General features: G+C 61.6%; 30 protein-coding genes. 10 read left to right on the top strand and 20 right to left on the bottom strand.

Features of this window, described 5'->3' with window-relative positions:
* Nucleotides 1-67: 67 nt before the first annotated feature.
* Nucleotides 68-952 (bottom strand): LysR family transcriptional regulator, encoded by an 885-nt coding sequence (locus PVZ78_RS31365; RefSeq protein ID WP_016703623.1) that lies wholly within the window; start codon nt 950-952, stop codon nt 68-70.
* Between the two features lie 96 nt (nt 953-1,048).
* On the opposite strand from PVZ78_RS31365, the gene PVZ78_RS31360 reads away from it, so the two are divergent.
* The gene (locus tag PVZ78_RS31360) at nt 1,049-2,437 is read left to right on the top strand and encodes an MFS transporter (protein ID WP_273829788.1); all 1,389 of its coding nucleotides are present in this window, start codon (nt 1,049-1,051) and stop codon (nt 2,435-2,437) included.
* Between the two features lie 193 nt (nt 2,438-2,630).
* Here PVZ78_RS31360 and PVZ78_RS31355 read toward each other — a convergent pair whose 3' ends face one another.
* The 3 genes from PVZ78_RS31355 to PVZ78_RS31345 all read right to left on the bottom strand — a co-directional run bounded on the left by PVZ78_RS31355 (nt 2,631) and on the right by PVZ78_RS31345 (nt 4,327).
* Nucleotides 2,631-3,020, bottom strand: coding sequence for a cupin domain-containing protein (locus PVZ78_RS31355; RefSeq protein ID WP_009050842.1), 390 nt, complete (start codon nt 3,018-3,020; stop codon nt 2,631-2,633).
* Between the two features lie 88 nt (nt 3,021-3,108).
* A complete protein-coding gene (locus tag PVZ78_RS31350) occupies nt 3,109-3,918 on the bottom strand; it encodes an AraC family transcriptional regulator (RefSeq protein ID WP_009050841.1) in 810 nt (269 codons plus the stop codon).
* Between the two features lie 67 nt (nt 3,919-3,985).
* The gene (locus tag PVZ78_RS31345; RefSeq protein WP_009050840.1) at nt 3,986-4,327 is read right to left on the bottom strand and encodes a DUF190 domain-containing protein; all 342 of its coding nucleotides are present in this window, start codon (nt 4,325-4,327) and stop codon (nt 3,986-3,988) included.
* Between the two features lie 154 nt (nt 4,328-4,481).
* On the opposite strand from PVZ78_RS31345, the gene PVZ78_RS31340 reads away from it, so the two are divergent.
* From PVZ78_RS31340 to PVZ78_RS31315, 6 genes are read left to right on the top strand one after another with little or no spacing between them, the layout of a single operon-like run.
* Complete coding sequence (locus tag PVZ78_RS31340) at nt 4,482-5,039, top strand: DUF2975 domain-containing protein (RefSeq protein ID WP_023967450.1); 558 nt, start codon at nt 4,482-4,484, stop codon at nt 5,037-5,039.
* 7 nt (nt 5,040-5,046) lie between these two features.
* A complete protein-coding gene (locus PVZ78_RS31335) occupies nt 5,047-5,259 on the top strand; it encodes a helix-turn-helix domain-containing protein (protein WP_009050838.1) in 213 nt (70 codons plus the stop codon).
* Nucleotides 5,260-5,298: 39 nt separating this feature from the next.
* Nucleotides 5,299-5,940 (top strand): LysE family transporter, encoded by a 642-nt coding sequence (locus PVZ78_RS31330; protein ID WP_273829787.1) that lies wholly within the window; start codon nt 5,299-5,301, stop codon nt 5,938-5,940.
* A gap of 49 nt (nt 5,941-5,989) precedes the next feature.
* Nucleotides 5,990-6,469, top strand: a complete 480-nt coding sequence (locus PVZ78_RS31325; RefSeq protein WP_016703619.1) for a GNAT family N-acetyltransferase — start codon at nt 5,990-5,992, stop codon at nt 6,467-6,469.
* Nucleotides 6,470-6,514: 45 nt separating this feature from the next.
* The gene (gene ddlA / locus PVZ78_RS31320; RefSeq protein WP_016703618.1) at nt 6,515-7,609 is read left to right on the top strand and encodes a D-alanine--D-alanine ligase; all 1,095 of its coding nucleotides are present in this window, start codon (nt 6,515-6,517) and stop codon (nt 7,607-7,609) included.
* A gap of 15 nt (nt 7,610-7,624) precedes the next feature.
* Nucleotides 7,625-7,978: a gamma-glutamylcyclotransferase family protein gene (locus PVZ78_RS31315; RefSeq protein ID WP_016703616.1), complete on the top strand. Its 354-nt coding sequence runs from the start codon at nt 7,625-7,627 to the stop codon at nt 7,976-7,978.
* A gap of 10 nt (nt 7,979-7,988) precedes the next feature.
* On the opposite strand, the gene PVZ78_RS31310 is transcribed toward PVZ78_RS31315, so the two are convergent.
* Both PVZ78_RS31310 and PVZ78_RS31305 read right to left on the bottom strand, forming a co-directional pair.
* Complete coding sequence (locus PVZ78_RS31310; protein ID WP_053269916.1) at nt 7,989-8,705, bottom strand: polyphenol oxidase family protein; 717 nt, start codon at nt 8,703-8,705, stop codon at nt 7,989-7,991.
* Between the two features lie 108 nt (nt 8,706-8,813).
* Entirely contained in the window at nt 8,814-9,626 is an 813-nt protein-coding gene (locus PVZ78_RS31305; protein ID WP_009050832.1) for a MerR family transcriptional regulator, read from the bottom strand.
* A gap of 213 nt (nt 9,627-9,839) precedes the next feature.
* On the opposite strand from PVZ78_RS31305, the gene PVZ78_RS31300 reads away from it, so the two are divergent.
* Nucleotides 9,840-10,277 (top strand): hypothetical protein, encoded by a 438-nt coding sequence (locus tag PVZ78_RS31300; RefSeq protein WP_053269915.1) that lies wholly within the window; start codon nt 9,840-9,842, stop codon nt 10,275-10,277.
* Nucleotides 10,278-10,310: 33 nt separating this feature from the next.
* Here the strand turns inward: PVZ78_RS31300 and PVZ78_RS31295 are convergent, their stop codons facing one another.
* The 13 genes from PVZ78_RS31295 to PVZ78_RS31235 all read right to left on the bottom strand — a co-directional run bounded on the left by PVZ78_RS31295 (nt 10,311) and on the right by PVZ78_RS31235 (nt 22,858).
* On the bottom strand, nt 10,311-10,682 hold the full coding sequence (locus PVZ78_RS31295; protein ID WP_273829786.1) for a helix-turn-helix domain-containing protein: 372 nt from the start codon (nt 10,680-10,682) through the stop codon (nt 10,311-10,313).
* Nucleotides 10,683-10,687: 5 nt separating this feature from the next.
* On the bottom strand, nt 10,688-10,990 hold the full coding sequence (locus PVZ78_RS31290) for a type II toxin-antitoxin system HigB family toxin (RefSeq protein ID WP_041984164.1): 303 nt from the start codon (nt 10,988-10,990) through the stop codon (nt 10,688-10,690).
* Nucleotides 10,991-11,090: 100 nt separating this feature from the next.
* The gene (locus tag PVZ78_RS31285) at nt 11,091-11,396 is read right to left on the bottom strand and encodes a DUF3077 domain-containing protein (protein ID WP_373922265.1); all 306 of its coding nucleotides are present in this window, start codon (nt 11,394-11,396) and stop codon (nt 11,091-11,093) included.
* Nucleotides 11,397-11,836: 440 nt separating this feature from the next.
* Nucleotides 11,837-12,334, bottom strand: a complete 498-nt coding sequence (locus PVZ78_RS31280; protein ID WP_041984167.1) for a GNAT family N-acetyltransferase — start codon at nt 12,332-12,334, stop codon at nt 11,837-11,839.
* A 174-nt stretch (nt 12,335-12,508) separates the two neighbouring features.
* Nucleotides 12,509-14,347 carry a gamma-glutamyltransferase gene (gene ggt, locus PVZ78_RS31275; RefSeq protein WP_273829785.1) on the bottom strand — a complete coding sequence of 613 codons (1,839 nt, stop codon included), beginning with the start codon at nt 14,345-14,347 and terminating at the stop codon, nt 12,509-12,511.
* A 467-nt stretch (nt 14,348-14,814) separates the two neighbouring features.
* On the bottom strand, nt 14,815-16,290 hold the full coding sequence (locus PVZ78_RS31270; RefSeq protein ID WP_009050825.1) for a 4-hydroxyphenylacetate 3-hydroxylase N-terminal domain-containing protein: 1,476 nt from the start codon (nt 16,288-16,290) through the stop codon (nt 14,815-14,817).
* A gap of 280 nt (nt 16,291-16,570) precedes the next feature.
* Complete coding sequence (gene phzG / locus PVZ78_RS31265; RefSeq protein WP_016703607.1) at nt 16,571-17,239, bottom strand: phenazine biosynthesis FMN-dependent oxidase PhzG; 669 nt, start codon at nt 17,237-17,239, stop codon at nt 16,571-16,573.
* Nucleotides 17,236-18,072 carry a PhzF family phenazine biosynthesis protein gene (locus tag PVZ78_RS31260; RefSeq protein ID WP_016703606.1) on the bottom strand — a complete coding sequence of 279 codons (837 nt, stop codon included), beginning with the start codon at nt 18,070-18,072 and terminating at the stop codon, nt 17,236-17,238. The genes phzG and PVZ78_RS31260 overlap by 4 nt, the downstream gene beginning before the upstream one ends.
* A 2-nt stretch (nt 18,073-18,074) precedes the next feature.
* Nucleotides 18,075-19,985: an anthranilate synthase family protein gene (locus PVZ78_RS31255; RefSeq protein ID WP_273829784.1), complete on the bottom strand. Its 1,911-nt coding sequence runs from the start codon at nt 19,983-19,985 to the stop codon at nt 18,075-18,077.
* Nucleotides 19,982-20,605 carry an isochorismatase family protein gene (locus PVZ78_RS31250; RefSeq protein WP_103331117.1) on the bottom strand — a complete coding sequence of 208 codons (624 nt, stop codon included), beginning with the start codon at nt 20,603-20,605 and terminating at the stop codon, nt 19,982-19,984. Before PVZ78_RS31250 ends, PVZ78_RS31255 begins: the two co-directional genes overlap by 4 nt.
* A gap of 15 nt (nt 20,606-20,620) precedes the next feature.
* Entirely contained in the window at nt 20,621-21,823 is a 1,203-nt protein-coding gene (locus tag PVZ78_RS31245) for a 3-deoxy-7-phosphoheptulonate synthase (protein WP_103331116.1), read from the bottom strand.
* A 23-nt stretch (nt 21,824-21,846) separates the two neighbouring features.
* Nucleotides 21,847-22,338 carry a PhzA/PhzB family protein gene (locus PVZ78_RS31240; protein WP_103331115.1) on the bottom strand — a complete coding sequence of 164 codons (492 nt, stop codon included), beginning with the start codon at nt 22,336-22,338 and terminating at the stop codon, nt 21,847-21,849.
* A gap of 28 nt (nt 22,339-22,366) precedes the next feature.
* On the bottom strand, nt 22,367-22,858 hold the full coding sequence (locus tag PVZ78_RS31235) for a PhzA/PhzB family protein (RefSeq protein WP_009050818.1): 492 nt from the start codon (nt 22,856-22,858) through the stop codon (nt 22,367-22,369).
* 428 nt (nt 22,859-23,286) lie between these two features.
* Here PVZ78_RS31235 and PVZ78_RS31230 point away from each other — a divergent pair, with 428 nt between their 5' ends.
* On the top strand, nt 23,287-24,012 hold the full coding sequence (locus tag PVZ78_RS31230; RefSeq protein ID WP_038635113.1) for an autoinducer binding domain-containing protein: 726 nt from the start codon (nt 23,287-23,289) through the stop codon (nt 24,010-24,012).
* Between the two features lie 31 nt (nt 24,013-24,043).
* Here the strand turns inward: PVZ78_RS31230 and PVZ78_RS31225 are convergent, their stop codons facing one another.
* Entirely contained in the window at nt 24,044-24,634 is a 591-nt protein-coding gene (locus PVZ78_RS31225) for an acyl-homoserine-lactone synthase (protein WP_273829783.1), read from the bottom strand.
* Nucleotides 24,635-25,583: 949 nt separating this feature from the next.
* On the opposite strand from PVZ78_RS31225, the gene PVZ78_RS31220 reads away from it, so the two are divergent.
* The coding region (locus tag PVZ78_RS31220) for a transposase family protein (protein ID WP_273828319.1) at nt 25,584-25,846 on the top strand (263 nt) is incomplete at its 3' end.

Below are 25,846 nucleotides of genomic sequence, written 5' to 3'. Positions count from 1 at the left end.
CAAGGGCGGCGCCTGCTGCGCAGTCGATCGCAGCCTCACTTCGCTCGGCAGCGGCTACAGACGCGGTTTACCAGCTGACGGTGTTCAGGGCGTCGGCGAAGACCTTGAGTTTGGGCGAGTACTGGCGCGACGGCGGGTAGACCAGCGACAGCGCCCGGCTGCGTCCGGAAAAGGCCTGCAGGATTGGCACCAGGCGACCGTCGGCGAGGGCGTCCTCGACGGCGAAGTTCATCAGTTGGGCGATGCCGAAACCTCCCAGCACACCGTCCACCAGCGCGTCGCCGATATCGAAGATCAGTCGGCTGGGCACGCTGACATCGCGCACCTTGCCGTCGAGCATGAACTGCCAGTCCACCAGGCGCCCGCTGCGCAGATTACGCACGGTCAGGCAGTTGTGCTGTTGCAACGCCTCCACTGTCTGCGGTGTGCCATGGCGCGCCAGGTAGGCCGGGGACGCCACTGTGACCCAGCGCAGCGGCGCCAGGGGCCGGGCGATCAGGCGCTGGTCCTGGATCTCGCCGGTGCGCAGGATGGCGTCGAAGCCTTCGTCGACGATGTCCACCAGGCGATCGGTCATTACCGCCTCGATGCTCAGGTCCGGGTATTGCTCGGTCAGGCGGCCGATCAGCGGCATCACCACCTTGCGCCCGAACAGCGACGGCGTGCTGATCTTCAGCAGCCCGGTGGGCGAGTCGCGGCGGTCCAGCAGCAGGCGTTCGGTCTGCGCCAGTTCGGTCAGCAGCGGTGTGGCGCGCTCCACCAGCAACTGGCCGTCCGGGGTCAGGCTGACGCTGCGGGTGTTGCGTTGCAGCAGGCGCACGCCCAGTTGCTGCTCCAGGCGAGAAATGGCCCGCGACAGGCCGGACTGGGTCAGCCGCAGATCGCCGGCGGCACGGGTGAAGCTGCGGGTCTCGGCGACCCGGACCAACAAACGAACGGCGTTCAGATCCATGATTAAAGTCATCACTGAAAGAGCAATGACGGTATTTATCATCAAATTGGCATCAAAGAAACTGAGGGCCCTTTATTCACGCAAGGACTCGACACGATGCCCGCCACCTCTTCAGCCAGGCCATCCGGCTGGATGCTGCTCCTGCTGGCCAGCGCGCAGCTGATCATTGCCCTGGACGCGACCATCGTCTTTGTCGCCTTGCCGGAGATCGGCAGCCACCTGGGTTTTTCCGCACAACAACTGCAATGGGTGGTCAGCGCCTACAGCGTGGCCTTCGGCGGCTTTCTGCTGCTGGGAGGCCGGGCGGCCGACCTGCTGGGCAAGCGCCGTTTCTACATCGTCGGGCAAAGCCTGTACGCCATGGCTTCGCTGGCCGGCGGCCTGGGTGGCAGCGCGCTGCTGCTGGTGCTGGCGCGGGCGGTGCAGGGTGTCGGCGGGGCGATGCTGTTCCCGGCGACGCTGGCGCTGATCAACAGCCATTACCCCGAAGGGCCGGCGCGCAACCGGGCGTTCGCGGTGTGGAGCGCGGCCTCGGCGGCGGGCCTGGCCCTGGGCGCGTTGCTGGGGGGCGTGCTGACCCAATGGTGGGGCTGGGAGGCGGTGTTTCTGGTCAACGTACCCTTGGCTGGCGCCTGTGCCCTGTTGGCCCGGCGCTGGATTCCGGCCGATGGCCAGCGCGAGCGTGGCCGGCGTTTCGACCTCAGCGGCGCCTTGACCGTGACGGTGGGCGGCACGCTGCTGGTGTTCGCCATTGTCCAGGGCCCGGAATGGGGCTGGAGCGCACCGGCGACCCTGGGCTGTGGCGCGCTGGCGCTGCTCCTGCTCGGCGTGTTCGCCTGGATCGAACAGCGCGGCCACGACCCGCTGATGCCGTTGCGCCTGTTGGCCCATCGCGAGCTGCGCCTGGCGATGTTTCTCACGGCTTTGTTCATGAGCAGCTTCGGCGTGCAGTACTACTTCCTCGCGTTGTACTTCCAGCAGGTCTACGGCTATAGCGTGCTGCAAAGCGGCGTGGCGTTTTTGCCGGCGACGCTGCTGTGCACCGTGGGCATCTGGCTGGCCGAACGTTCGTTGCTGCGCTTCGGGCTGCGGGCGACCCTGGTCAGCGGTCTGCTCCTGGGGGCGCTGGGCATCGGCGGGGTGTATGTGGCGCTGCCCGACGGGGCGGGGTTCTGGAGCCTGATGCCGGGCATCGTGGTGCTGAGCATCGGCCAGGGCATGACCTGGACTGCCATGTGGGTCTCGGCCGGCCAGGGCATCGCGCCGGGCATGGCCTCCACCAGCCAGCAGATCGGCGGGGCGCTGGGGCTGGCGCTGCTGGTGTCCCTGGCCAACGCCGGGCTGGGCGGCTCGCAGGCGGCCGGCATCGAACAGGCGGTGGGCGCCAGCGCCTTGCTCGCCCTGCTGGGGGCGTTGCTGGCCTTGCGTTTGCGGGTGCCGGCGTCTGGCTCCGAGGGCCTGGCGGCAACTGCCGAGCGCGGCTGAGGGGCAGCCGATGACGGTGTACCTGTAGCCGCTGCCGAGCACCGCGAGGCTGCGAACGAGGACGCAGTCCTCGCCAAACCTGTGCATGCGGTTTGCCTTGAGGAACGTATTGTCCGCCTTTACGGCCGCTGCGCTGCCGATCGCAGCCTCGCTTCGCTCGGCAGCGGCTACAGAGGCTCAACCCCGGGGCAACTCAGATCCACACATCATTGGCCGCTGTGCGTTCGCCGCCTTCTTCGCCGGTGTTGCGCACGCCCTTGGGTTCGATCAGCAGCAACTTGACCTCCTGCTCGGCGTACGGCTTGTGCTTCATGCCCTTGGGCACGACAAACATCTCGCCCTGGTTGATCGTCACCTGGCCGTCGGCAAAGTCGATGCGCAACTGGCCTTCGAGGACGATAAAGGTCTCGTCGGTGTGCGGGTGGTCGTGCCAGATGAAGTCCCCTTGCAGCTTCACCAGCTTGAACTGGTAGTCGTTCATTTCGGCGATGACACGGGCTTGCCAGTGATCGTCGAACAGGCTGAGTTTGTAGGCGAAGTTCAGGCTCTGGTAGGGGATGGGCGTGGTGCTGGCCGGGTTCATGGTGCGGCTCCGTAAAGAGGTGATCGGGCCTCTACGGTAATCAGCGCGGTGCTGCGGTTCTTGTACGATTGTGCGTGCCGGGCGGCGTTCAGCGGCCGTGCATTTTCAGCCAGCGGGCCGGCGGCAGGCCGTAGGTCTTGCTGAATTGCCGGGTCATGTGGCTCTGGTCGGTGAAGCCGGCCAGCAGCGCCGCGCTGACCAGCGACTGGCCTTGCAGCAGCAGGGCCCTGACCAGGTCCAGGCGGCGCATGGTCAGGTAGCGATAGGGGCTGGTGCCGAACAGCAGGCGAAAGTCCCGCGACAGGCTCCAGCGGTCGCGACCGCTGTGGGTGGCCAGTTCGTCGAGGGTGATGTTCTGGTCCAGGGCGCTGTGCATGTATTCCCGCGCGCGCTCCGCGGCCTGATAGTCAAAACGCTGCGCCGGCCGGGAAACCCCCGACACGGCATTCAGCGCATGGGCCAGGTCGAACAGCGCGTCTTCCTGTTCCAGCGGGTCCAGCGGGCTTTCCATGCTGCGCAGCAAGGTGTCGGTGGCGGCGAACAAGCGTGGGTCGGTGGACAGGCCGTTCTTGATGAAGGGCAGCGGCTGGCCGCCGAGGATCTGCTGGATCAGCGCCGGCTCGATATAAAGCATGCGGTAATGGAAGCCGTCCTGGGTGCCGGCTTCGCCGTCGTGGACTTCATCCGGATGCAGGACCATGGTCCCGCCCGGCAGGTTGTGGCGCCAGCCGCCGCGGTACTGGAAGCTCTGCACCCCCGACAGCGTGCGACCGATGGCGTAGGTGTCGTGGCGGTGCAGGTCGTAGCCATGACCGGCAAAAAACGCCTCGATACGCTCCAGCCCCCGGGTGGGAGGCGCGCGGTGGACCCAGTCTTTACGGGGGGCGGGCTTGCCCATGGAGCTGTCCTCGACACAACGTCAGGCCCGTACGGTAACCCAGGCGCGTGCGACTGTCTTCAGCGCGTCATCCGCCCGCGTCCGCTTTCTTGGCCTCTTTGCCAAGGGTGCCGAACTCGATCGGCGTCTTGATGTAGAACAGCGCAATGTCCTCGTCCTCCAGGCGTTCGAACAGCCGGGCTGACTCCTCTTCGGTGAGTGCCAGGCGGACCTCGATGGGTTGGTCGGCGAGTTCGAAAAAGTGTGCGGAGTGCAGCCGGCCGGTGTGGCCGAAACCTTCGATGGCGGTGCTCATGGTCGCGCCGCGCAGGCCCAGCTCGTTGGCCAGGTCGACGAGCCAGTCACCGACCATCTTGCCGTGATAGCGGCGATTTTGCTGGGTGAAGAAAATCACCAGGAAACCGTTCATGAGCGTTCTCCAATGGCCTCCATTACTTTCAGCATAGCCCCGGGGGTATTGCTGGGCTTATGAATTAAATGATCGAAAAGCAGAAATTAATTATTGTTTTACGATAATTAATTCTTTATGGTTTCTCCCACATTCCTTCCTCTGGAGCCTTCCCATGACGTCCCAAGGTCTTGCCCGGTTCAGCCAGCGCATGTCGGCTGTCACCCTGTTATTGATCATTGCCATGTTGCTGCTCAACGCGGCGCTGTGGCTGTTTCCGCAGTTGAGCGCGGAAAGTGGCTACGGGTTCGGTTTTGGCCTGAGCAATAGCCTGTCGAGCTATCTGGCCGCCGGTGCGGTCTTTCCCTGGTGGCAAACCCTGGGCGGCATTCTGCTGTCGAGCATCCCCCTGCTGGCGCTGGCCTTTGGCTTGAGCCATCTGCGCCAGTTGTTCCAGAGCTATGCCCGTGGCGAGTACTTTTCCAGCGCGGCGGCGGTGCATTTGGGCAAGGTCGGGCGGGGCGTGGCGTTGTGGGTGTTGCTGGACTTTCTCTGCGAGCCGCTGCTCAGCATCTGGGTCACCCTGAACGCGCCGGTGGGCGAGCGCCTGATCAGTCTCAGCATCACCGCCCCGACCTTTGTCGCGCTGTTTTTGGCTGCGTGTATTTCCATCATCGCGCGTATCCTCTGGCAGGCCAGTGAAGTGGATTCGGAAAACCGCGCCTTCGTGTGAGATCAGTATGTCAATTGTCATTCAACTGGACGTGATGCTGGCCCGACGCAAGGTCAAATCCAAGGACCTCGCGGCGGCGATCGGCATCACCGAGGCCAACCTGTCCCTGCTCAAGCAGGGCAAGGTCAAGGGCCTGCGGCTCGCGACCCTGGACGCGATCTGCCAATACCTGGAGTGCCAGCCGGGCGACCTGTTGATCCATGAGCCCGAGGTGGAGTAGCGTCAGCCTCCCTTCACGCGATAAAAGGCGGTCTGTGTCATGGCGCTCGAACATTTGCTGTATGCCGGTCCGCTGCTGTCGCTGGCGCTGCTCTGGACCGTGGCCGTGGTCACGCCGGGGCCGAATTTCTTTACCACGGCGCAATTGGCCGCCAGTTGCTCGCGTCGCCATGGCATGACCGCCGCGCTGGGCGTCGCCACCGGCACGGTGCTCTGGGGGCTGGCCGGCGGCCTGGGGATCAAGTCGCTGTTCAGCGCCGCCCCGGCCTTGTACCTGGCCTTCAAGATCGCCGGCGGCTGCTACCTGATCTACCTGGGCCTGAAGCAGTTTAGGTGCAAGCCGGCGCTGACCGGGGCCGGCAACGGCTTGCCTGGCGAGTCGGGCCGCAGCCTGTTCTCGGCCTATCGCCTGGGCTTTCTCGGCAACATGACCAACCCCAAGTCGGCGCTGTTCGTCGCCACCATCTTCGCCACCTCGATGCCGGCGTCACCGCCGCCGTTGCTGCTGGCCCTGGCCGTGCTCACCATGGCCTCGTTGTCGTTCACCTGGTACTGCTGCGTCGCGCTGTTTTTTGCCAGCAACCGCATGGCTGCCGTCTATAGTCGTTCGCGCAAATGGCTGGACCGCTTTGCCGGCAGTTGCTACCTGCTGTTCGGCGCCCATCTGGTGGCCAATCGCTGAAACCGGGGCCGGGCGCACGCCATGGATTTTCAGGGTCAGGAGACAGGACATGAGCTTCACTTTTCGCCCCGTGCAGGATCGGGATATTCCACGGATCTGCGGTTTTGCCGGTAATCCCGAGGAGCTGTTTTTCTTTTTCCCGGCGGCCAGCTGGCCGCTGACTCATGAGCAACTGCGCGACTCCATTGCCCAACGCTGCGATTCGACAGTGATCGAGCGAGACGGCCAGGTACTGGGTTTCGCCAACTTCTACCGGTGGGAAACCCACGGCACCTGCACCCTCGGCAATCTCATCGTCGATCCCGAGGCCCGCGGCGCGGGCGTCGCCGGGCAGTTGATCGGCGAGATGCTGCGCATCGCCCGGGACAAACACCAGGCCGCACAGGTGACCCTGTCCTGCTTCAATGACAACGTGGCGGGCCTGCTGCTGTATCCGAAGCTCGGGTTCGTGCCGTTCGCCATCGAAGAGCGCCGGAACAAACAGAATCAGCGGGTGGCTGTGATTCACCTGCGACATCAGTCGGCTTGAGCGGTCCGATACAAGCGCTGAACCACTTTTTAACGGGAACAAACCATGAGCAAGCTGCGGGTCGGGATTATTTTTGGTGGCCGTTCGGCCGAACACGAAGTGTCGCTGCAATCGGCGCGCAACATCGTCGATGCGCTGGATCGCGAGCGCTTCGAACCGGTGCTGATCGGCATCGACAAGAACGGCCACTGGCACCTCAACGACACCTCGAACTTCCTGATCAACCAGGAAAACCCGGCGCTGATCGCCCTCAACCAGTCCAACCGCGAACTGGCGGTGGTGCCGGGCAAGGCCAGCCAGCAACTGCTGGAAACTTCTAACCAGGAACTGCTGGGCCACGTCGATGTGATTTTCCCCATCGTCCACGGCACCCTCGGCGAAGACGGCTGCCTGCAAGGCCTGCTGCGCATGGCCGACCTGCCGTTCGTGGGCTCTGACGTGCTGGGTTCGGCGGTGTGCATGGACAAGGACATCAGCAAGCGCCTGCTGCGCGATGCCGGCCTGGCGGTGACGCCCTTTATCACCCTGAACCGAGCCACCGCGGCGCGCACCGACTTTGCCCAGGCGCAAAGCAAGCTGGGCCTGCCGATGTTCGTCAAACCGGCGAACCAGGGCTCGTCCGTGGGCGTGAGCAAGGTCACCAGCGAGGCGCAATACCACGCCGCCATCGAGCTGGCGCTGGGCTTCGATGAAAAGGTCTTGGTGGAGTCGGCGGTCAGTGGGCGCGAGATCGAATGCGCGGTGCTGGGCAACGACCAGCCGATCGCCAGCGGTTGCGGGGAAATCGTCGTTGGCAGCGGTTTTTATTCCTACGACAGCAAATACATCGACGACCAGGCGGCCCAGGTGGTGGTGCCGGCGGACCTCAGCGAAGAGGTCAGCGAACGCATTCGCGCCCTGGCCGTCGAGGCATTCCAGGTGCTGGGCTGCTCGGGGCTGGCGCGGGTCGATGTATTCCTGACCCAGGGTGGCGAAGTGCTGATCAACGAGATCAATTCGCTGCCCGGTTTCACCCGCATCAGCATGTATCCAAAGCTGTGGCAGGCCGCGGGCATGACCTACAGCGAACTGGTCAGCCGCTTGATCGAGCTGGCGCTGGAGCGCCATGCGGCGCGCCAGGCGTTAAAAATCAGCCGCTGACTTCTGGAGGGAAAAATGAGCGTTGCCACTGAAGCGTCGCAGTATCTGTTTTCCTACGGCACCTTGCAGGACAAGGCCGTGCAACTGGCCAATTTCGGTCGCGAACTGCAGGGGAGCGCGGACGCGCTGCCGGGTTATGAACAGGCTTGGGTAGAGATCACCGACCCCGAGGTACTGGCCACCAGCGGCAAGACCCATCACCCGATCCTGCGCCCGGGCAGCGCGGCCAGCGCGCCTATCCCGGGCACGGTGTTTCGCATCACCGCCCAGGAACTGGCCGCGGCGGACAGCTACGAGGTGGCGGATTACAAGCGCGTGAGCGTGGTGCTGCAGTCCGGGATCGAGGCGTGGGTGTATGTGAGCGTTTGAGGTGCCGGGCTCAGGCACGCCCTATCCAGGAATACTGAAAGGATTTTTCCTCTCCCCGGTGGCCGCGTCGGCGATAGCTGGCCAGGGTCGCGCTGGAACAGTAGGTGCAGTGCTCGCAGTGTTCGATCTGTTCATCGCTGATACCCGCCGCGCGCAACAGGTGCAGCGCATAGCCGCTCAGGTCGAACCACAGCGAGTCCGGCCGGGTCGGTGGTGGCGGGGCAATTTCTGGCGGTAGCTGTGGCGTGGGGCGTTCGTGGCTCCAGGGTGCCTGCTCCTCTGGCCACAGGTGGCCCTGGGTGGCCGACAGGGTGTCGATGAACTCCGGGCTGACTTCGTAGCAGCAAGGCTTGATCGAGGGGCCGAACGCTACGCGCAACTGAGGGGCAGCGATGCCCTTGGCGGCGAAGTGTTGCAGCACGTTGTCGATGATGCCGCCGTGCAGACCTTTCCAGCCGGCATGGACCGCGGCGACCCACGAGGCGTCTTCACTGCTGATCAGCAGCGGCAGGCAGTCGGCTGTAATCACCGCTATAGGCCGGCCGGTGCGGGTGAACACCGCATCGCCGCGGATGATGCCGCTCGGCAGCGTGGTGCTGGCCTCGACCACCTCGCCGGTGTGGGCCTGGGAGCAGAAGAACAGGTTGGCAGGCAGTGGTGCCCCGATCCGAGAAAACTCGTGACGGATGCCTGGTATCTGTTTCAACACTGGCGCCTGGAAACTCATCGGACCTTCGCTCTGTTGCTGTGGATTAGCTACAGAGCATAGCGGGATCATGAGTCCTTTTGCTGACAGAGACCTGTCATCTGGTCGGCTGCTTGTCCGATCGGGGCATCAGCTTTTCAGCGGGATATAGAGTTCGACCACGCTGTCCGGGTGCATCGGCCCGAAAAAACGCTCCCCGGTATATTCGAATTCCACCCCCTCATCGGCCCGCATCCCTGCGGCCGGCAGCCATTCGCTGTAGGCGGCGCGGAAGGTTTCCGGCAGGGTCTGCACCGTGCCCCGGTGCTCGACCCGGGCGTACTGGCGGGCGGGGATTTCCAGTTCCACCATGCCCTCGACCAAGGGCGCCTCGGCGCTGACCGGCAGCCCGGCGACGTAACGCCACTGGCCGTCGCTCAAGGGCTGGCAAATACCGTAAGTGCCGACCGGTTCGGCCAGGCGCTGGATCTCCTGCTCCCGTGGTTCGAAACGCTGCCACAACTCGGCAATCGAGCCCTGGTCATCCTGCTGCCAGGCCATGCCGATGATGCGCTGCGCCGCCAGCGTCACCCGCACCGGCGTCTGCGGCGCCGGCAGGCTGCGCTCGGGCTGCGCCAGATAACGCTGCAACTGGCCGAGCACGTTCTGGCTGCGGGCGATCTGCGTTTCCAGCTCACCGGCATGGGCCTGCAACGCCTGGCGCAAACTCAAGACACTGTGCAGCGCACCGCTGTCCGCCAACCCGCGAATCTCCTCCAGCCCCATGCCCAACTGCCGCAACCAGACAATGCGCCCGAGGATGCCAATCTGCTCCGGCTTGTAATAGCGATAGCCGTTGTCCTGCCCGGTCAGTGCCGGAGTGAACAGACCGATGCTGTCGTAGTGGCGCAAGGTCTTGGTGGTGAGGCCATGGCAGCGAGCCATTTGACCGATGGTGAGCATGCAAACGTCCTTTTTTGTGGTGAGGTCGAGCGGCACTTTAGGGGTTTACCTAGGGGCAAGCTCAAGGCTGTTCCACGGTATTTTTTAAGTGTCCAAGAATCTTTCAGAGAAGTCTGGAGGGTAAATAGGCGCGGGATGACAGCCAGGTTAGATGGGTAAATCTATAAGGCAGAGCTGCCGAGAAGAAGGCTCGGCGCCAAGTAAGGAGCGGTAATGTTTTTTTTCAGGAAGCTGAGCCGGACCCGGATCTGGCAGTTTTGGGGCGGGCTCGATGCGCTCTATTTGTTGTGGTACGTCACGAGCAGTGTACGGCTGGGCAAGACCCCGTTCTGGGATGACCTGACTGTGGCGACTGAAGTGCTCAAGGATCATGGAACCACTGCTGTGGTTATGGTGATGATCAATTGGGGTTTGCAACTATCGATAGTCGTCAGCGCTTTCCTGTTTTTGTTTCAGCGCAAAGAAGCCAAGTGGCTGGGGCTTGCGCAAATCCCTTTGCGTTTGGTGTTTGTCGTGCCGTCTTTTTCCGTGCTTCTGATCGGCGCGTATTTTTTTCCGAACTACAACCCGCTGATGATGCTGGGGATGATTGTGCTCTCTGAAATCACCAAGGGCTGGAGTTTATGCGCGATCAGGAATGACCCCCGCTAAGGGCGAGGGTGCAAGGCCTGAATCAAGAACCGCTCAGACCGATTTCACCGGCTTGATCAGGCTCTCGGCGGGGATGCCGAACAGCTGGTGCAGCTTCCAGATCATTGGCAGGGTCAGGGCGCGTTTGCCGTTGAGCACTTCGTAGACCCGGTTGGTTCGGCCGATGGCCGGGGCCAGGTCGGCGGCCGAGAGGCCCGATTGCTCCATGCGGAACTTGATGGCAACGATCGGGTTGGGCAGGTCGATGGGGAAGTGCTTGGCTTCATAGGCTTCGATCAGGGTGACCATCACGTCGAAGTAGTCGCCTTCGGCGGTGCCGGGTTCGGGCTCGTTATCGAACAGCGCCGACACCTGCTTGAGTGCCGCGCGGTAATCCTGGTCGGTGTGAATGGGGCGAATCTGCATGCTCGTTACTCCATTTCAACGCTGTCGGCGTCGATGGCATCGTACTGCTGGTGAGTGCCAACGAACTTGATGTAGAGGGCGCCAAAGCGGTAAGCCACGGCGACTACCAAGCGGTAGTCATTGCCTTTGATGTTGAACACCACGCGACGGCTTTTAAGAAGGCTCGCGCTGCAAAACTGGTCCTTGATCTGCGCCGGGGTGGACCAGTTGGCATTGCGTGCTTCATCGATCCAGGCCAGAAGCGGTTGTTCGACATCCGGGTGCTTGTCCCAGAACGTCTTCAAATGACTGACGGCGATAATCCTCATGGCTCGAAATCCTAGTCCCGCCCTGGGACTTAAGCAAGGGAGTGAGAGAGGAAGGCGATGGACGGACAGCCATCGAGGCTACCCGTCCCGCAGGTGCGGCTCAGTGTCGATCAGCATCTGCTGTCATCGCGGTGTGCACATCATCCATCACCGCTTTACCCATCTCACCCAGGTAATGTGCCGCCCAAGCATAGCGGTCCGCCTGCGGTTCCATGGCCGCATCCAGGGTCAACTGTTTTGCCAGATGTAGCAGCAGCGAGGCGTGTTCCAGGGCATCGGCCAGGGGCACGTCGGCATTGACCCGCAGCAGCGGGCGCTTGCCTTCGCCACAATTGGCAAAGGTTATTTCGCCGAGGGTATGCAGGGAGGAAGGGACGGATTGAGGGTGTGTTTCATGGTGACGAATCCTTTCGTTTGAGGGGATCACCACCGTCTGCCGCCAAGCAGGTTAGGGTGGCGAATTGCACAAGGTTGGCGGACCGGCACGAAAGGAACCGGCACCCCCGAAGGGGTCCCTGCGCAATTCGCCATGACACAGAAACGCGGGCACAAAAAAAGCGCCTGCATTCGTGTTTTGGCGCTGTTGCGCCTTTCGTGGTTCGGGCCGCCAAGCCCGTTCGCTGATATTGCAGCGACGGGGCGAAGAATAGCGGGCGGGGCAGAGCGTCGCAACGGCATTGCTACGACATTCTGTGACTATGAGAAACATATCAGTCGAAGGCACATCGGTCCCTGTAGCCGCTGCCGAAGGCTGCGATCGACCGGAACGGGCGAGGCGATCTTTCTGGCGCCGAAGGCCCTTCGGTCCTTATCGCAGCCTTCGGCAGCGGCTACAGGAGTCCGTGTTCAGTCGCCTTCCAACACCTTCGCCATTTCCGCGGTGGCCGCCCAGCCCAATCCGGCATACACCGGCTTGCCCACTTCGGTGGCATGCAGCACGGCGAAGCTCAGCCCGCGCTGGATGAATTCGGCTTGCGCCAGCTTCATCAGGGCCGAGGCCAGCCCCCGGCGCCGGTAGGCGGGTTCGACGTAGACGTTGAGCACATAACCGCGCTGGTCCTGGGTCGGATGGGACGGGTGGGGCGGCCAGTCGATGCTCATCAAGCCAATGGCCGCCACCGGTTGCTGGCCGTCCAGCAGGGCAAAGCCGTAGTAGCGGCCATCGGGCAAACGCTCGCGCAGCCAGGGGCGAAAGTGCTCGGTCATCCGTTGCAGGGCCGCGGGTTCTCCTCCGGCTTCGAGGAACATCGCCTCGCGGTGGCGGCAGACCCGTTCGAGGTCGTCGGCCTCCAGCCTACGCACGGCCAAACCTGAAAAATCGATACCGCCGGGAATCTCGTTCATCGCCTGCCCCTCGGCCAAAAAAGTGATGCTAGGAGGGATCAAAAGATCGCGTCAGACACAGAGCGCCGTAAAAATCGGCATACAGCCTTGGCCCCGCATGCCGGTGCTTCTTTGGCGTGAACAATAAAAAGGGCCTGCCTCGCGGCAAGCCCTTGTGGTTTTCCGGCGTTGGCCTCAATCCCCCAACGCGGCCCCTTCACGGCGTGGGTCGGCGCCACCGGCCCACGAGGTTTTACCCTGGGCATCGCGCACTCGCACGATCGCCTGGGTGCCGCTGGTCATGTCGATGTCGGTCAGCTCATGCCCCTTGGCTTTCAGCGCCGCTTTCAACCCAGGTGTGAACTGGCCTTGCTCCAGTTCGGTCGGGCCGTTGCGGCTGCCGAAGTTGGGCAGGCTGATGGCGGCTTGTGGGTCGAGGTTCCAGTCGAGCATGCCGATCACCGACTTGGCCACGTACTCGATGATCTGCGAGCCACCCGGCGAGCCGACGGTGGCCAGGAATTCACCGCTGTTGCGGTCGAAAATCAGGGTTGGCGCCATGGACGAGCGTGGGCGCTTGCCCGGCTGCACACGGTTGGCCACCGGCTGGCCGTTCTCCTCGGGGATAAAGGAGAAGTCGGTCATCTGGTTGTTGAGCATGAAGCCCTGGACCATCAGGTGCGAGCCGAAGGCGGCTTCCACGGTGGTGGTCATGGACACGGCGCCGCCCTGGTCATCCACGGCCACCACTTGCGAGGTGGAGATGCGCATCGGCGAGCGATCCGGGGCGTAGGCCACCTGGATGCCCTGGGGCTTGCCGGGCTCGGCCTTGGCCATGCTGCGCTCGCCGATCAAGGCGGCACGCTGCGCCAGGTACTGCGGGGCGACCAGGCCGGCGATCGGCACCGGGGCGAAGTCCGAATCCGCCACGTACAACGCGCGGTCGGCGTAGGCCAGGCGCTCGGCCTCGGCGATCAGGTGCACGGCTTCAGGCGCCGGTTCCAGGCCGGCCGGCAGGCTGGTCTTGACCGGTTTCAGCGGTGGCAGTGCATAACGCGGGTCGCGGGCTTCCAGCGCCTGCAGGGTGCCGAGGATCTGCGCCAGGGCGATCCCGCCCGACGAGGGCGGCGGCATACCGCAGACCTGCCAGCGCTTGTAGTCGGTGCACAGCGGTTCGCGCTCCTTGGCGCGGTAGCCTTGCAGGTCGTTGAGCGACAGGCTGCCCGGGTTGGCGTGGCCTTGCACCTTGGCGACGATTTCCCGGGCGACCGGGCCTTGGTACAAGGCGTTCGGGCCTTCTTTGGCGATGCGCTCGAGCACCGCGGCCAGCTGCGGGTTTTTCAGCAGGGTGCCGACGGCTTTCGGCGTGCCATCGGCATTCAGGAAGTAGGCCGCCATGTCCGGCGATTTCGCCAGGTACGGGTCGGCGACGATCATGCTGTGCAGGCGCGGGGAGATCGGGAAGCCCTGGTCCGCCAGGCGGATCGCCGGCTCGAACAGCTGCGCCCACGGCAGGCGGCCGTGTTTTTTATGGGCCAGTTCCAGGGCCCGCAACACCCCAGGCGTACCCACCGAGCGGCCGCCAATCTGCGCCTGGGGGAACGGCATGGGTTTGCCGTCGGCCTGCAGGAACAACTTCTCGGTGGCCCCGGCCGGTGCGGTTTCGCGACCGTCATAAGTGCGCACCGCCTTGCCGTCCCAGAGCACGATCAAGGCCCCGCCGCCGATACCCGACGACTGCGGCTCCACCAGGGTCAGCACCGCTTGCATGGCAATCGCCGCATCGATGGCCGAACCGCCCTTGCGCAACATCTCGCGCCCGGCTTCGGCCGCCAACGGGTTGGCCGCGGCCGCCATATGCTGGTCGGCGTGCTGCACTTGCAGGTCGGTGCGATAACCCGAAGCGATTTCCGGGGCGGGGGGCAGGGCGGTGTGGGAGGGAGCGGAAGCGTTGCAGGCGGCGAGGCTGAGGGCGACGGCTATCAGCGAGAAACTGGCAAGCCGGCGGTGACGCGGATTGAGGGTCGAGAACACGCGTTGAACTCCGTTCACTGGGTAAATGATGTGTCGTCCGTGGGGAGGAATGTACAGCAGTGAACGGGTCCATGCTGAGCCTTTCGTGGATCGCTACGGCGTCGATATTGTCTGGGCAAGGCCCGGCGCAAGACGCTGGCCTGGAGGTGGCGGGTGGCAAGCCAACCGGCGACAGGCTGACCGCTACAACTGAACGAGCCTGCCAAGTGGCATGGCTCGAACAAAGGGGGGGCCGGTAAACCTGGCTCGTCTCGGACCGAGATCCCGTGCAAGCGTAGCCAGGCATCCAGCGCCAGCGCTGTAACGGGCTCCTGCTGTATTCATTTGGATGCTAATGGGGCGGTGTACTACCGTTGAAGGTTGGAAACTTACGGGATGCCAGGGGCCGGAGGCGGACAACCCTTCATTCGTGCCGAGTTCAGTCGGCACGAATGAAGGGTTGCGCGGAGCCTACACGGCAATCAGGTCTATTTGGCGTTGAGCCCCACCATGCGGCGTATCAGGCTTGTGCTTTTGCGGTAGTCGTAGTCCAGCACCAGGCTATCGCGCAGCAGGGGCTCGCTGAGTGCGTGCTGTTCTTCAAACACCAATGCACGTGTGGAGTGCTCACTGGCAGCCACGTCCCACACCAGATTCATCAGCAGGTTCTTCTCTCTGGCGCCCACGCTTTGCGTGTCAAGAAACCAGGAGAACTTCTGGCCAAAGGCGGCGTCGGTGGCCAAGTCTTTCTCGTTGAACCTGAGGATCAAGCCCTGTCCGCACAGCTCTCTGAGCAAATGCAGCACCCGAGGCAATTTCTCCATGGCAAAAATCCTTCCGGCGGCCAGTGCGTTGGGGCCAGGCAGCAATATGTCGCCTTCGGACATCTCGGCCGTTTCGATGGAGGCGATGCACATGCCTTTGAGTATTTCCGCAAGCTGCACTATTTCGCTGACCCGCTGGCGAACCACCGCAATCCCCTCAAGGCCCAGGACTTCCATGATCACCTTGGCCAGTCCGGCATACAGGTCAGCCTTGGTTTCCAGGCGCACGAGCGTGTACCAATGGCTGTATGAGGTCCACAGGCTGAAGAAGCCGGCGTTGGCCAGTTCCGGCACGTTCGCCGCCATGATTCGCCAGCGTGGAATGAACACGTTATCGAATACCACCATCGCCTCGGCTTCTTCACCTTTGGATATGAGCGGGTGGTCATAGGCGCTGGCGTGAGGCTGGGAGACAATCTCTCGGCAAAAAATCTTCACCCCCGGCGCATCGGCAGGGACGTAAGCCCAGAATGACTCGTTGGGCGCTGCGGGGAACAAGCTGCCAACAAATATTTCATTGGACTGCGGTGCTACCGTGCCCACGCCTTTGACGCCGCTGATCCAGATGCCCTCGGCGTTCTGCTTGTTGATCCTCATCACGGCACGATCGGGCGGCGGCAGGTTGAGGTCGGTGCCGTGGGTACGTGCCCGATAGCCCTGTGGATCAACAATGGCCTCAGACAAATACAGGCTGTTGCGCTCGGCGTAGTCATGGTATTCGGTAATGTTTTCTGCGTACTCAGGGCATTTTTTCCTGAATGTCGGCCGATATCCCATCATGCCGACGGTGAAGCTGGCGATCATGTCCAGGTTACGGCAGTGGGTGCCCCAGGTTTTTTGCGAGACGTACGTGATTGCGCGGCGTCGCGACGCCAAGTCTTCTTTGTTTCTAGGGGGCATATAGGCAGAAGAGGCCAGGTAACCGTCGGGGCGTACGTAAGTCAGAATGTCGTCGTGTTCACCGCTGAATTGTTCTTCGTAGATTTCTGCAACTTGCGATATGCCTCCAGCCGTAGAGAAGTGTGTAGTCACATCCTCAACAACTTGGCCTTGATAAATAACAGTGCGGTCATCACGCAGTGAAGCTTTGAAGGATTCTGCACTTTTCAGATATTTACGCTTGTTTTGAAGATCTAGCATGGTAGCAGCCTCAGTAATGTCTAACTTTGTTTGTGTAGTCTCTGGCCCGATGTCTATCGCTGGGTCAAGGACAACGTTCTAGAGCAACTATAAGATTCAGATAGGAATTAATGTCGTTACACACTTTGGTGATCCGGACTCTCTGTTTGGTATTTCGAATACGCGTTCTTTCGCATATGGACTCTTCTCATGTTGACCGGATGTCATAAGTGTTGAAGTTCGCGCAATGAGTTCGAAGTTGGAGCAGCCAGGCACTTCAAAGCATGTTTATCGCGGTACCCTACGGCTGTAACCGGCGATGTTTCCAGCCTTCAGCGCTGCGGTCATAGCGCAAGCGTTCATGCAGGCGATCCTGGCCGTTACCCCAGAACTCCAGCGATTCAAGGCGCAACTCAAACACGCAATAACCCTCAGGGCGCGGCAGCGGACCTGGAACCTCGGCCAGTTCCCTGGCGGCGTTGCGCAGGGCCTCGACATCCGTGAGCTCTTCACTCTGGCGAGACGCCGATGACATCGGATGCGTGGCATAAGGGCGCTTCAACCAGGCCTCGTCAGCCTTGGCATCCGGCATGCGCACGGCCTGGCCATTGAGGATGATCTGCTGGCTGGTTTCGCGCCAATACAGCGTCCCCGAGGCCCAGGGGTTCTCTGTCAGTTCGCGGCCTTTCTGGCTTCCGGCATGGGTGCTGAACAGCACCCCGGTGTCATTGATCTCACTGATCACCACGATGCGTGTCGAAGGCCGGCCCTGGCTGTCAGCCGTGGCCAGCGCCAGCGCACGGGGTTCGCGGATGCCCACGCGGCGTGCGCGTTCGAGCCAGTTGTGCAGCACGCTCATGGGATCGGCAGGCGGCTTCTGGTACTCGGGGAACGGCGCATCCAGTGTGCCGGTCAGCGATTCCGACATGCCTTTACCCAACAGCGGCTTGCCTAGTACTGAACTGTTCATAGAACGATGGTCCCCCGTCCGAAGGTGATGCCATTGCCTGATACTTCGACCCGCGTCAGTTGATCGGCGCGGCCCTCGGCCCGGGCGAACATGAGTGAAGGGCGGCCGATTTCCACGCCCTGGAGAATTTCGATCTGCTGGCCGAACTCGATCTGGCCATGCCGCGCCAGATGGATCGCCAAGGGCCCGGCAGCGGAGCCCGTGGCCGCATCCTCGACCACCCCATAGGCCGGCGAGAACATCCGGCTGCGCCAGCGCCGTCCCGCACCGGCAAAACAGTTGATGGCCATGTCGTGGAAGCTGCACAGGGCACGGTGGTCGGGGTGCAGGGCCGACAGCGCAGCGATGCTCGGCAGGCCGACAAACACATGGCGCGGGCCGTTGTGATAGATCTCGATGGGAAAGGTCGAGTCGCTGATGCCCAGGGCCTTGAGCAATTCGGCGTCGCGCCCCAGGGCCGTCCAGGTCGGTATCGGCTGGTCCATGCTGGCGGCGATGACGCTGCCGTTCTGGCGTTCCAGCTCAAAGGCGATGGTGCCCATCTGGGTTTCCAGGAACAGCCGGTGATTGTCGGTGCGCGCACCCAGGGCAATGGCCGTGCCCAGCAACGGGTGCCCGGCGAAGGGCAGTTCGTTGACCGGGGTGAAGATCCGGATCAGCGCATCACCACAGTTACGTGGCTTGAGCACGAAGGTGGTTTCCGACAGGTTCATCTCCCGGGCGATGCGTTGCATTTGCTCGGCCGACAAGTCATCGGCGTCAAAGAACACCGCGACCGGATTGCCTTCCAGCGGGACGCTGGCAAAGGCGTCGATGATGACGTAGTTGTGCATGGTTATCTCCCGGCGGCCGAAGCGTTGTTCTCGACAGGTGTGTGGATCAGGGCGTGCCGCAGCAGGTCGGCGATGATGCGCGGACCTTCCTGGGTCAGTAGCGACTCGGCATGAAACTGCATGGAGGCAAACGACGGTCCGCGCAGGGCATGCACCTCGCCGGTCTCGCTGTCGCGGCTGATTTCGACGGTGCCGATGCCGTCGATGTCCAGGCGGTCACTCGGGCTCTGGGCGGCGAAGGTGTTGTAGAAACCCACCCGTTCGGTGGTGCCGAACAGGTCGATCTGTTTTTGCACGCCCTGGTTGGGAATGGCTTTGCGCTGCAGTTCCAGGCCCAGGCACAAGCTCAGCACCTGATGGCTCAGGCACACTGCCAGGAACGGCCGCTGCTGGCTGAGCAAGGAGCGGATGGCCACATGCAGGTGGTTGATTTTCGGCTGTTGGACTTCGCTCGGGTTGCCGGGGCCGGGGCCCATGATGACCAGGTCGTAGCCGTCAAAGCTGTATTCGTCGCTGAAGCTGCACACCGTCACCACCAGACCCAGGGCCCGCAGTTGCTTGGCGATCATCGAGGTGAAGGTGTCTTCTGCGTCGACGATCAGCACCTGGCGGCCACTGAAGTCGGCCTGGATCTGCTCCCGCTGCTGGCTGTCCATCAGCCAGAAGTCCGAGACGTAGGCATTGCGGCTGGCCAATGCGGCGCGCACTTGCAGGTGGTTGCCGAAGCGCGAGGGCGCCTGGTTTTTCAGTGCGCTGATCAGGCCAGTGGCCTTGGCCCGGCTTTCGGCAGCCTCGGTCATCGGGTCGGAATGGCGCACGATGGTCGAGCCCACGCTGATTCGCACCTCGCCGCTGTTATCGATGTCGGCGGTGCGAATCAGGATCGCCGAGTCCAGGGAACGGCCGCCCTTGCCATCGCTGCCGATCAGCGCGGCCATGCCGCTGTAGTACGCGCGGCCTTGCGGCTCATAACGCTGGATGACCCGGCAGGCGCTTTCCAGCGGGCTGCCGGTGACGGTGGGTGCAAACAGGGTTTCGCGCAGGATTTCCCGTACATCGCGATGGGTCTTGCCTTCGATGAAGTACTCGGTGTGGGCCAGGTGCGCCATTTCCTTGAGGTAAGGACCGAGGACGTGGCCGCCATCCTCACAAATGCGCGCCATCATTTTCAGCTCTTCATCCACCACCATGTAGAGCTCGTCGGCTTCCTTGCGATCCGCCAGGAAGTCCATGACTTCGCTCAGGTTGGGGCCGGCGGGCGGATAGCGGTAAGTGCCGCTGATGGGGTTCATCACCGCGAGCCCATCCTTGATGCTGATGTGGCGCTCGGGGGACGCGCCCACGAAGGTACGGCTGCCGGTGTGGATGATGAACGTCCAGTAGGCACCTTTCTCCCGTTCCAGCAGATGGCGAAAGAACGACAGCGCACTGGCCGGGCCGTACTCGCTGATCTCGGCCAGGAAGGTGCGCTTGATGACGAAGTTGGCGCCTTCCCCGGAGCCGATTTCGTTGGCGATCACCTGGCTGACGATCTCGGCGTAGCTCGCGTCGTTGAGGTCGAAACGTTCGCTGTTCAACTGGATCGGCACGTTGGGCAGCAGTCCCAGCAAGCGCTCGATGCTGATGGATTGCTGCTCGGTGATGTTCATCGCCAGCAGCGGCGACTGGTCGTCCACCGCCTCGAAACCGCGTTCGGCAATCTGCCGGTAGGGGATCAGCGTCAGTACATCCAGGCGAGGCGCGCCGATCGAGGTGGCAGGCAAGTCGATATCGGCCAGGACCTGCGGCTCCGACATTTCGCCGATCAGCACATCCAGCAGGCCGGGCCCGCTGGATTCCGGGCGGTACAACAGGGCAAACGGCTCGGGAGCCGGTTGCAGGATGCGCTCCATGAGACGGGCGGCTTGGCTCATAGCACCACCTCGTCGGTGGTGATGACCATGGCGCAACGGCTGGCGGCGTATTCGATGGCCATCCAGTGATGCTCCTTGCTGAAGTCGGCGATGGCGTCGGCAATGAGGAAGGGCTGGATGTCGTTGGAGTAGGCATCCACGGTGGAAATCAGTACCCCGACATGGGCGTACACCCCGCACAGGATCAACTGATCGCGATTGTTGGCACGCATGCGTTCCAGCAGGTCGGAGTTGAAGAACGCGCTGTAGCGCCACTTGGTCAGCAGCCAGTCACTGGGCTTGGGGGTCAGGGCGTCGACCACCTCGCGGTCGGTGGGGCTGGCCTTCATGCCCGGGCCCCAGAAGTCCTTGAGCAGCCCGCGTTGCTCCTCGCTCATGCTGCCAGGTTGGGCGGTGTAGGCCACCGGAACGCCGTTGTCGGCGGCCCACTGGCGAATGCGCGCGGCATTGCTCACGACCTGTTCACGCAGGGCGTCGGGCAAGGGCCGCAGGAAGTAGCGCTGCATGTCATGCACCAGCAGCACGGCACGCTCGGGGTCGATGCTCCATTGCGCGAGGTTGATGGGCAGGTCGCGCGAAGTAGGCAAGACGTAAGGGACGATCGATGGAATGCCGGTCATGTCGACAAACTCCAGTCAAAAGGAGGCAAGGGTTGAGGTGGGCTGGTTCTTCCAGGCCATCACCGCGGTAATGGCCTGCCAGGGGGTCAGGCGCGGGTCGCACAGGCTCTTGTAGCGGCTGGCGACCTGATGCAGGCCGGCGGCATCGGAAGCGCACTCGCTGACGTCGTCAGGGGTGGTTTCCAGGTGCAGGCCGGCGGCCACGCCACCGGCTGAGGTCACGGCATGCTTGAAGGCGGTGATTTCCTCGGTGATGGCCTGCACCATGCGGGTCTTGTTGCCGCAGGGCGCGACGATGGTGTTGCCGTGCATCGGGTCGCTCAGCCAGATGATCTTGTGGCCGGCCTGGCGCACCGCTTCAACCAGCGGCGGCAGGCGATCGGCGACCTTTTGCGCGCCCATGCGGGCAATCAGGGTCAGCCGGCCGGGTTCGCGCTTGGAGTCCAGGCGTTCACACAGGCTCAGCAACTGGTCCCGGGTGATGTCCGGGCCAACCTTGCACGCCACCGGATTGAGCACTTCGCTGAGCAGCGTCACGTGAGCGCCCGTTAACTGACGGGTACGCTCGCCGATCCACGGCCAGTGGGTCGAACCGAGAAATACCCGGCCCTGTTCGTCCTGGCGCAGTTGTGGCAGTTCGTAGTCGAGTACCAGCATTTCGTGGCTGGTCCAGGCCGGTGAACCGCTGAGGTGTTCCTGGCTTGCCGACGCTTTCCAGCCCAGGTGTTGCATGATGTCCCGCGCGGCGCTATAGCCTCGAACCAGGCGTTGCGCATCGTGCTGGCGATGACCGCAGACGGCCTCGCGGCCGTTGACCATGTCGCCGCGATACACCGGCAATTCGACATCGCCGATGCGTTCGTTGTTGTTGGAGCGCGGCTTGGCAAACTGCCCGGCAATCCGGCCCACCCGTACCACCGGTTGCTGGGTCACCAGCCGGAACGTACCGGCCAGGATGTCCAGCACCGCGGCTTTGCGGGCCACATGGTCGGGAGTGCTTTCATCCATGTCCTCGGCGCAGTCACCGGACTGGATGACCATCGCTTCGCCGGCCGCTACACGAGCCAGCGTGGCGCGCAGCACCAGGATGTCTTCCACTCGTATCAATGAGGCGCTGTCCCTGAGGTAGGCCTGCGCATCGTGCAATTGTGAGGGCTCGCTCCATTGAGGCTGCTGGAACGCTTCACAACTTAAAACCCGTTTCAGTAAGTCTTCCATGATGCGATCACTCTCACGAGGGATTAAGTTGGAATGCCTTCGCGTTTGATTTGCGGTACTGGAATACCCAGGGCGCGCAGTTGCTGAAAGACGTTCATGAATTCGCGATTGCGTTTTACTTTGCCGTCTTCCAGCTCGAAGGAGTGCAGGAAGTGGTTCTCGTAATAGCCTTCCGGATAGCCGGGAAAGAGGATCTTGCCGCGGCCATCGCACTCGACCCAGATATGGTTAGGGTCATCGGTTTCAAATACTTTGACGTTGTACCATTCCCAGTCCGGGAAGCACTTGAGTGACCAAACAGCATGTTCGGCCAACTTGGCTTTGCCACTGATTACAATCGGCGCGCCGGTGTCGGTGGTCCATAAGCCGCCTGTACCATCTTCGGTAAATAGTTCATGGCGGCGCAGGCGGTCCTGGCCTTTGGTCCGCATATATTGCTCGACCGTGGCGCGGTTTTTGCGGCGAAGTTCACTGGTGTCGTTAGCGGTTAGTTGTTGCGTTGCACTGTTAGGCATGCTCAATCTCCAATGAATTAGGGGGGGCTTATGAGGCGGGGATACCTTCACGCTTGATTCTTGGAACGGGGATACCCAAGGCGCGAAGTTGTTCGAAGGGGTTCATGAATTCACGGCTCTGCGTGATCTTGCCGTCATCCAGTTCGAAAGAATGGATGTAATGGTTTTCGCAATAACCTTCGGGATAACCGGGAACCAGAGTCTTGCCGCGACCGTCGCTCTCCACCCAGAAGTGGTTGGGGTTATCGGTTTCAAACACCCGGACGTTGTGCCATTGCCAGTCTGGAAAGCACTTCTCCAGCCATGCGCCGAGGGCGGCCAGCTTCGCGTGGCCCTGGAACACGAGGGGTTTACCGGTTTCGGTGTTCCAGGAACCGCCACTGCCATCCTGAGTGAACAGTTCATGCCGGCGCAGGCGATCTTTGCCGTTAGTGCGCATGTACTGTTCGACGGTGGCGCGATTTTTCTGGCGAAGTTCAAGATGATCATTAAAGCCGCTAGGGGAAAGCGAAGCAGGCATGGGCAGCATCCTCCTTAGTTGGGGGTGATAATGTTGAAAGTAAATATTTAGTTAATTGACGTGGGTGAATATTTACAGTGTTTAACTATGTTCCTGCGTGGCGGTGCTGAGCGGGTGTTGTTTATACACCTGCGTTTCTTGGGGGTGGAACTACCAGATCTTGTAGTGATTGGCGTATGAACGGGTTGGCTGCAGCCCACCGAATGAACTGTTGCATTATTGTGAAGAGGCAGGTTCATTCGTCGGCTGAAAGGTGGTAATGGCTTACTAACATCGCCGGGATGCAATGTTCTAAGTAGTTGGTTGGATTAGGCGCAATGAATCTAGTGCTAGCGCAAAGCCTTCTATGACGATGTGATTTTGCTTGTTGACAGAGATTCAGGTTGGTCTAGTCTAACGGCCTGTTTTCAACTTTAGTGGTGCTCAAAATGGAATTAGGGCAGCAGTTGGGATGGGATGCGTACTTTTATAGTATCTTTGCGCGAACCATGGATATGCAGGAGTTTACGGCTGTCGCGTTGAGGGCCTTGCGCGAACTACGGTTTGATTTTTTTGCCTACGGCATGTGCAGCGTGACCCCGTTCATGCGGCCCAGGACTTATATGTACGGCAATTACCCCGAGGACTGGGTGCAGCGATATCAGGCGGCTAACTACGCGGTGATCGATCCCACGGTGAAGCACAGCAAAGTCTCGTCGGCCCCCATTCTATGGAGCAATGAGTTGTTCCGGGGATGCGCGGACCTGTGGTCTGAAGCCAAGGATTCACATTTATGCCACGGCCTGGCACAACCCTCGTTCAACGCCCAGGGGAGGGTCGGGGTGTTAAGCCTGGCGCGCAAGAATAACCCCATCAGCCTTCAGGAGTTTGAAGCCTTGAAGCCGGTGACCAGAGCCTTTGCCGCCGCGGCCCACGAGAAAATTTCCGAGCTGGAGAGCGACGTGCGTGTCTTCAATACGGGCGTGGCGTTCAGTGGGAGGGAATGTGATGTGCTGCGCTGGACGGCCGACGGCAAGACCTCGGAGGAAATCGGCGTGATCATGGGGGTGTGCACCGATACCGTGAATTACCATCACCGCAACATCCAGCGCAAAATCGGCGCCAGTAACCGCGTGCAGGCAGTGTCTTACGCAGTCGCGATGGGCTATATCTGAGGGGCATTCAAAAAGGACGACTCGGCCTGTATCAAGCTGTCTCTTTCAATAATGTGTCGGACATGAAGGCTGACGGTGCGACCGCGCTGCGATGGTGCTCGCGGTGGGCCGAGAGTTTGATGGCGAGGATTTTCTCATTCTGGTGCACCGTGACCGGGCCCAGCCGTTCGTAGTGGACGCCGTTGATTTTGTAATAGCGCTCCATGGTGCTGTTGACGATCCCGACGATGGCCTCTGCGCCCGCCAGTGCGGCCGTCTTGAGGCTTCTCCAGAACAACGGCATCGCCAATTGCGGTTCGCAGGTGGTGAAGCGAGTCATTTCCCAGACGGCTGGATGCTTGGGCGGCGCCCCGGCGCAGGCATGGCTGAACACCCCCTCAAGCAGGTTGGGGAGCGTGGTGGGAATCAGCCGGGCGCAGCCAACGATGGCGCGATCTGCATTGAACGCCAGGAGGTAGCGGGCGTGTTCGGTGTCGTATTGATCCCATTCACAACCTGCCTGGCTCGGATGGGCGGGCAGCCGCCATCCGAGTTTCTCGACGAATTGTTCGTGCCGAAAGCGGCCGAGCATGAGTTTCAGCTCATCGCTCATTTCGTTCAGTGTGTGCTCTTCCATGTGCATCGCTGGGGTTCCTTAGGGATGGAGTGCAGTTTTATAGAGGACTTGCACAGGCTTGGCACCTGCAAGATCTGGTAGGGGCTTCGGTGGAGTCGAGGTCAAGCCATTCGTTGGGGGCTTTGTCGAAGCGAGCGGCGGCGACAGGGGCGTTGATCCAGCCGTCGGCATTGAAGGCAATAGTCTGGCCCAGGCAGTCGCAGAGAATGCTTCGTGCGCTCATGGGGCAAGAGGGCGGAGGGAAGGCGAGGTAGAGGGGGGATACGAGGAGAGATAGCCAGAAACAACAAAGCCCGCACAAGGCGGGCTTTGTTGAGGTACTTGGTGGTACACAGACATTTGAACTTAGCGATTAACCATTTGTATTTATTGGATATTTTTCTTCATGTGTTCGCGAGGAATACATGTGGGGATACATGGCGCTCGCTGCTAGGTGCTTTTTGGCATTTTTTCTTTCCGCCAGAAGGGGCCCGAAAGCCACCATTCGGAAAGCATGTTCGCTCCGACGAGAGGTATCACGCTAACGGCTTTGGACTTCCGAGTTCTGGCCCTTTGCTCGTCAACGGCCCGGGGCTCTGCCCTGACCGGAACTTCTGTTCTCGATTCGCCGTTGATGGTTTGCCCATCTCCACCCAAGCTTCGTGACCATCGACGTCGATCAGCACTCGCCCGTCAGGTGCCTTTTGCCAAACGTGATCTTTACCCCAAGTGCCGTCAGCGATCTTTGCTCGAATCGCGGCCTCTGTGTATCCACACTCGCTGGAAAACTTTCTGATGGTCACATAGCGCATTTCTTTCGCGCTCCCAAGCGTTATGAGCCGTCACCTTTGGTTAGACCTCGGGGGGGGGGCATTTTTTGGGTTCTTCACGGAATTCCGGGAAACACAGAAACAAGAACGCCGATTTGATTGATGATGTTCGTGCGAGCAAACACATCTAAAAAACCGGCGTTCTTATGCACGATATTAATACTTTCCTTCCTTTTTGGGAGGGCTTTTCTGTCGTCACGATCAAGCCTGATGGCGATGCCCTACAGATCGATCTGACGCCCCACACCACCCGATTCCCTTCCTGTGGTGGATGCCAAAAGCCCTGTTCAACCACTCACGAGTATTGCGAGCGAGTCGTTCGTGATTTGCCCATTCTCGGCCGTGCAGTGCGCCTCAGCGTTTTGCTCAGACGTGTTGGCTGTCGTGACTGCGGCAAACGCATGGAGAC

The sequence above is a fragment of the Pseudomonas sp. SBT1-2 genome, from assembly GCF_028640875.1.
In the GTDB taxonomy this organism is placed as follows: Bacteria; Pseudomonadota; Gammaproteobacteria; order Pseudomonadales; family Pseudomonadaceae; genus Aquipseudomonas; species Aquipseudomonas chlororaphis_I.
The sequence above is the reverse complement of the archived record's forward strand: the minus strand, read 5'-3'. Positions and strand labels throughout refer to the sequence as shown.

What these genes read in the sequence shown, in the direction of transcription:
- PVZ78_RS31360 (WP_273829788.1), top strand. Translation starts at nt 1,049, where the DNA reads ATGCCCGCCACCTCTTCAGCCAGGCCATCCGGCTGGATGCTGCTCCTG.
- PVZ78_RS31295 (WP_273829786.1), bottom strand. Translation starts at nt 10,682, where the DNA reads ATGCAGATTCGCCCCATTCACACCGACCAGGATTACCGCGCGGCACTC.
- PVZ78_RS31350 (WP_009050841.1), bottom strand. Translation starts at nt 3,918, where the DNA reads ATGGGCAAGCCCGCCCCCCGTAAAGACTGGGTCCACCGCGCGCCTCCC.
- PVZ78_RS31300 (WP_053269915.1), top strand. Translation starts at nt 9,840, where the DNA reads ATGTTTTTTTTCAGGAAGCTGAGCCGGACCCGGATCTGGCAGTTTTGG.
- PVZ78_RS31340 (WP_023967450.1), top strand. Translation starts at nt 4,482, where the DNA reads ATGACGTCCCAAGGTCTTGCCCGGTTCAGCCAGCGCATGTCGGCTGTC.
- PVZ78_RS31255 (WP_273829784.1), bottom strand. Translation starts at nt 19,985, where the DNA reads ATGAGCCAAGCCGCCCGTCTCATGGAGCGCATCCTGCAACCGGCTCCC.
- PVZ78_RS31345 (WP_009050840.1), bottom strand. Translation starts at nt 4,327, where the DNA reads ATGAACGGTTTCCTGGTGATTTTCTTCACCCAGCAAAATCGCCGCTAT.
- PVZ78_RS31250 (WP_103331117.1), bottom strand. Translation starts at nt 20,605, where the DNA reads ATGACCGGCATTCCATCGATCGTCCCTTACGTCTTGCCTACTTCGCGC.
- PVZ78_RS31305 (WP_009050832.1), bottom strand. Translation starts at nt 9,626, where the DNA reads ATGCTCACCATCGGTCAAATGGCTCGCTGCCATGGCCTCACCACCAAG.
- PVZ78_RS31325 (WP_016703619.1), top strand. Translation starts at nt 5,990, where the DNA reads ATGAGCTTCACTTTTCGCCCCGTGCAGGATCGGGATATTCCACGGATC.
- PVZ78_RS31365 (WP_016703623.1), bottom strand. Translation starts at nt 952, where the DNA reads ATGGATCTGAACGCCGTTCGTTTGTTGGTCCGGGTCGCCGAGACCCGC.
- PVZ78_RS31270 (WP_009050825.1), bottom strand. Translation starts at nt 16,290, where the DNA reads ATGCTAGATCTTCAAAACAAGCGTAAATATCTGAAAAGTGCAGAATCC.
- PVZ78_RS31290 (WP_041984164.1), bottom strand. Translation starts at nt 10,990, where the DNA reads ATGAGGATTATCGCCGTCAGTCATTTGAAGACGTTCTGGGACAAGCAC.
- PVZ78_RS31280 (WP_041984167.1), bottom strand. Translation starts at nt 12,334, where the DNA reads ATGAACGAGATTCCCGGCGGTATCGATTTTTCAGGTTTGGCCGTGCGT.
- PVZ78_RS31330 (WP_273829787.1), top strand. Translation starts at nt 5,299, where the DNA reads ATGGCGCTCGAACATTTGCTGTATGCCGGTCCGCTGCTGTCGCTGGCG.
- ddlA (WP_016703618.1), top strand. Translation starts at nt 6,515, where the DNA reads ATGAGCAAGCTGCGGGTCGGGATTATTTTTGGTGGCCGTTCGGCCGAA.
- PVZ78_RS31315 (WP_016703616.1), top strand. Translation starts at nt 7,625, where the DNA reads ATGAGCGTTGCCACTGAAGCGTCGCAGTATCTGTTTTCCTACGGCACC.
- PVZ78_RS31230 (WP_038635113.1), top strand. Translation starts at nt 23,287, where the DNA reads ATGGAATTAGGGCAGCAGTTGGGATGGGATGCGTACTTTTATAGTATC.
- PVZ78_RS31245 (WP_103331116.1), bottom strand. Translation starts at nt 21,823, where the DNA reads ATGGAAGACTTACTGAAACGGGTTTTAAGTTGTGAAGCGTTCCAGCAG.
- phzG (WP_016703607.1), bottom strand. Translation starts at nt 17,239, where the DNA reads ATGAACAGTTCAGTACTAGGCAAGCCGCTGTTGGGTAAAGGCATGTCG.
- PVZ78_RS31335 (WP_009050838.1), top strand. Translation starts at nt 5,047, where the DNA reads ATGTCAATTGTCATTCAACTGGACGTGATGCTGGCCCGACGCAAGGTC.
- PVZ78_RS31240 (WP_103331115.1), bottom strand. Translation starts at nt 22,338, where the DNA reads ATGCCTAACAGTGCAACGCAACAACTAACCGCTAACGACACCAGTGAA.
- PVZ78_RS31235 (WP_009050818.1), bottom strand. Translation starts at nt 22,858, where the DNA reads ATGCCTGCTTCGCTTTCCCCTAGCGGCTTTAATGATCATCTTGAACTT.
- PVZ78_RS31225 (WP_273829783.1), bottom strand. Translation starts at nt 24,634, where the DNA reads ATGCACATGGAAGAGCACACACTGAACGAAATGAGCGATGAGCTGAAA.
- PVZ78_RS31310 (WP_053269916.1), bottom strand. Translation starts at nt 8,705, where the DNA reads ATGAGTTTCCAGGCGCCAGTGTTGAAACAGATACCAGGCATCCGTCAC.
- PVZ78_RS31260 (WP_016703606.1), bottom strand. Translation starts at nt 18,072, where the DNA reads ATGCACAACTACGTCATCATCGACGCCTTTGCCAGCGTCCCGCTGGAA.
- PVZ78_RS31355 (WP_009050842.1), bottom strand. Translation starts at nt 3,020, where the DNA reads ATGAACCCGGCCAGCACCACGCCCATCCCCTACCAGAGCCTGAACTTC.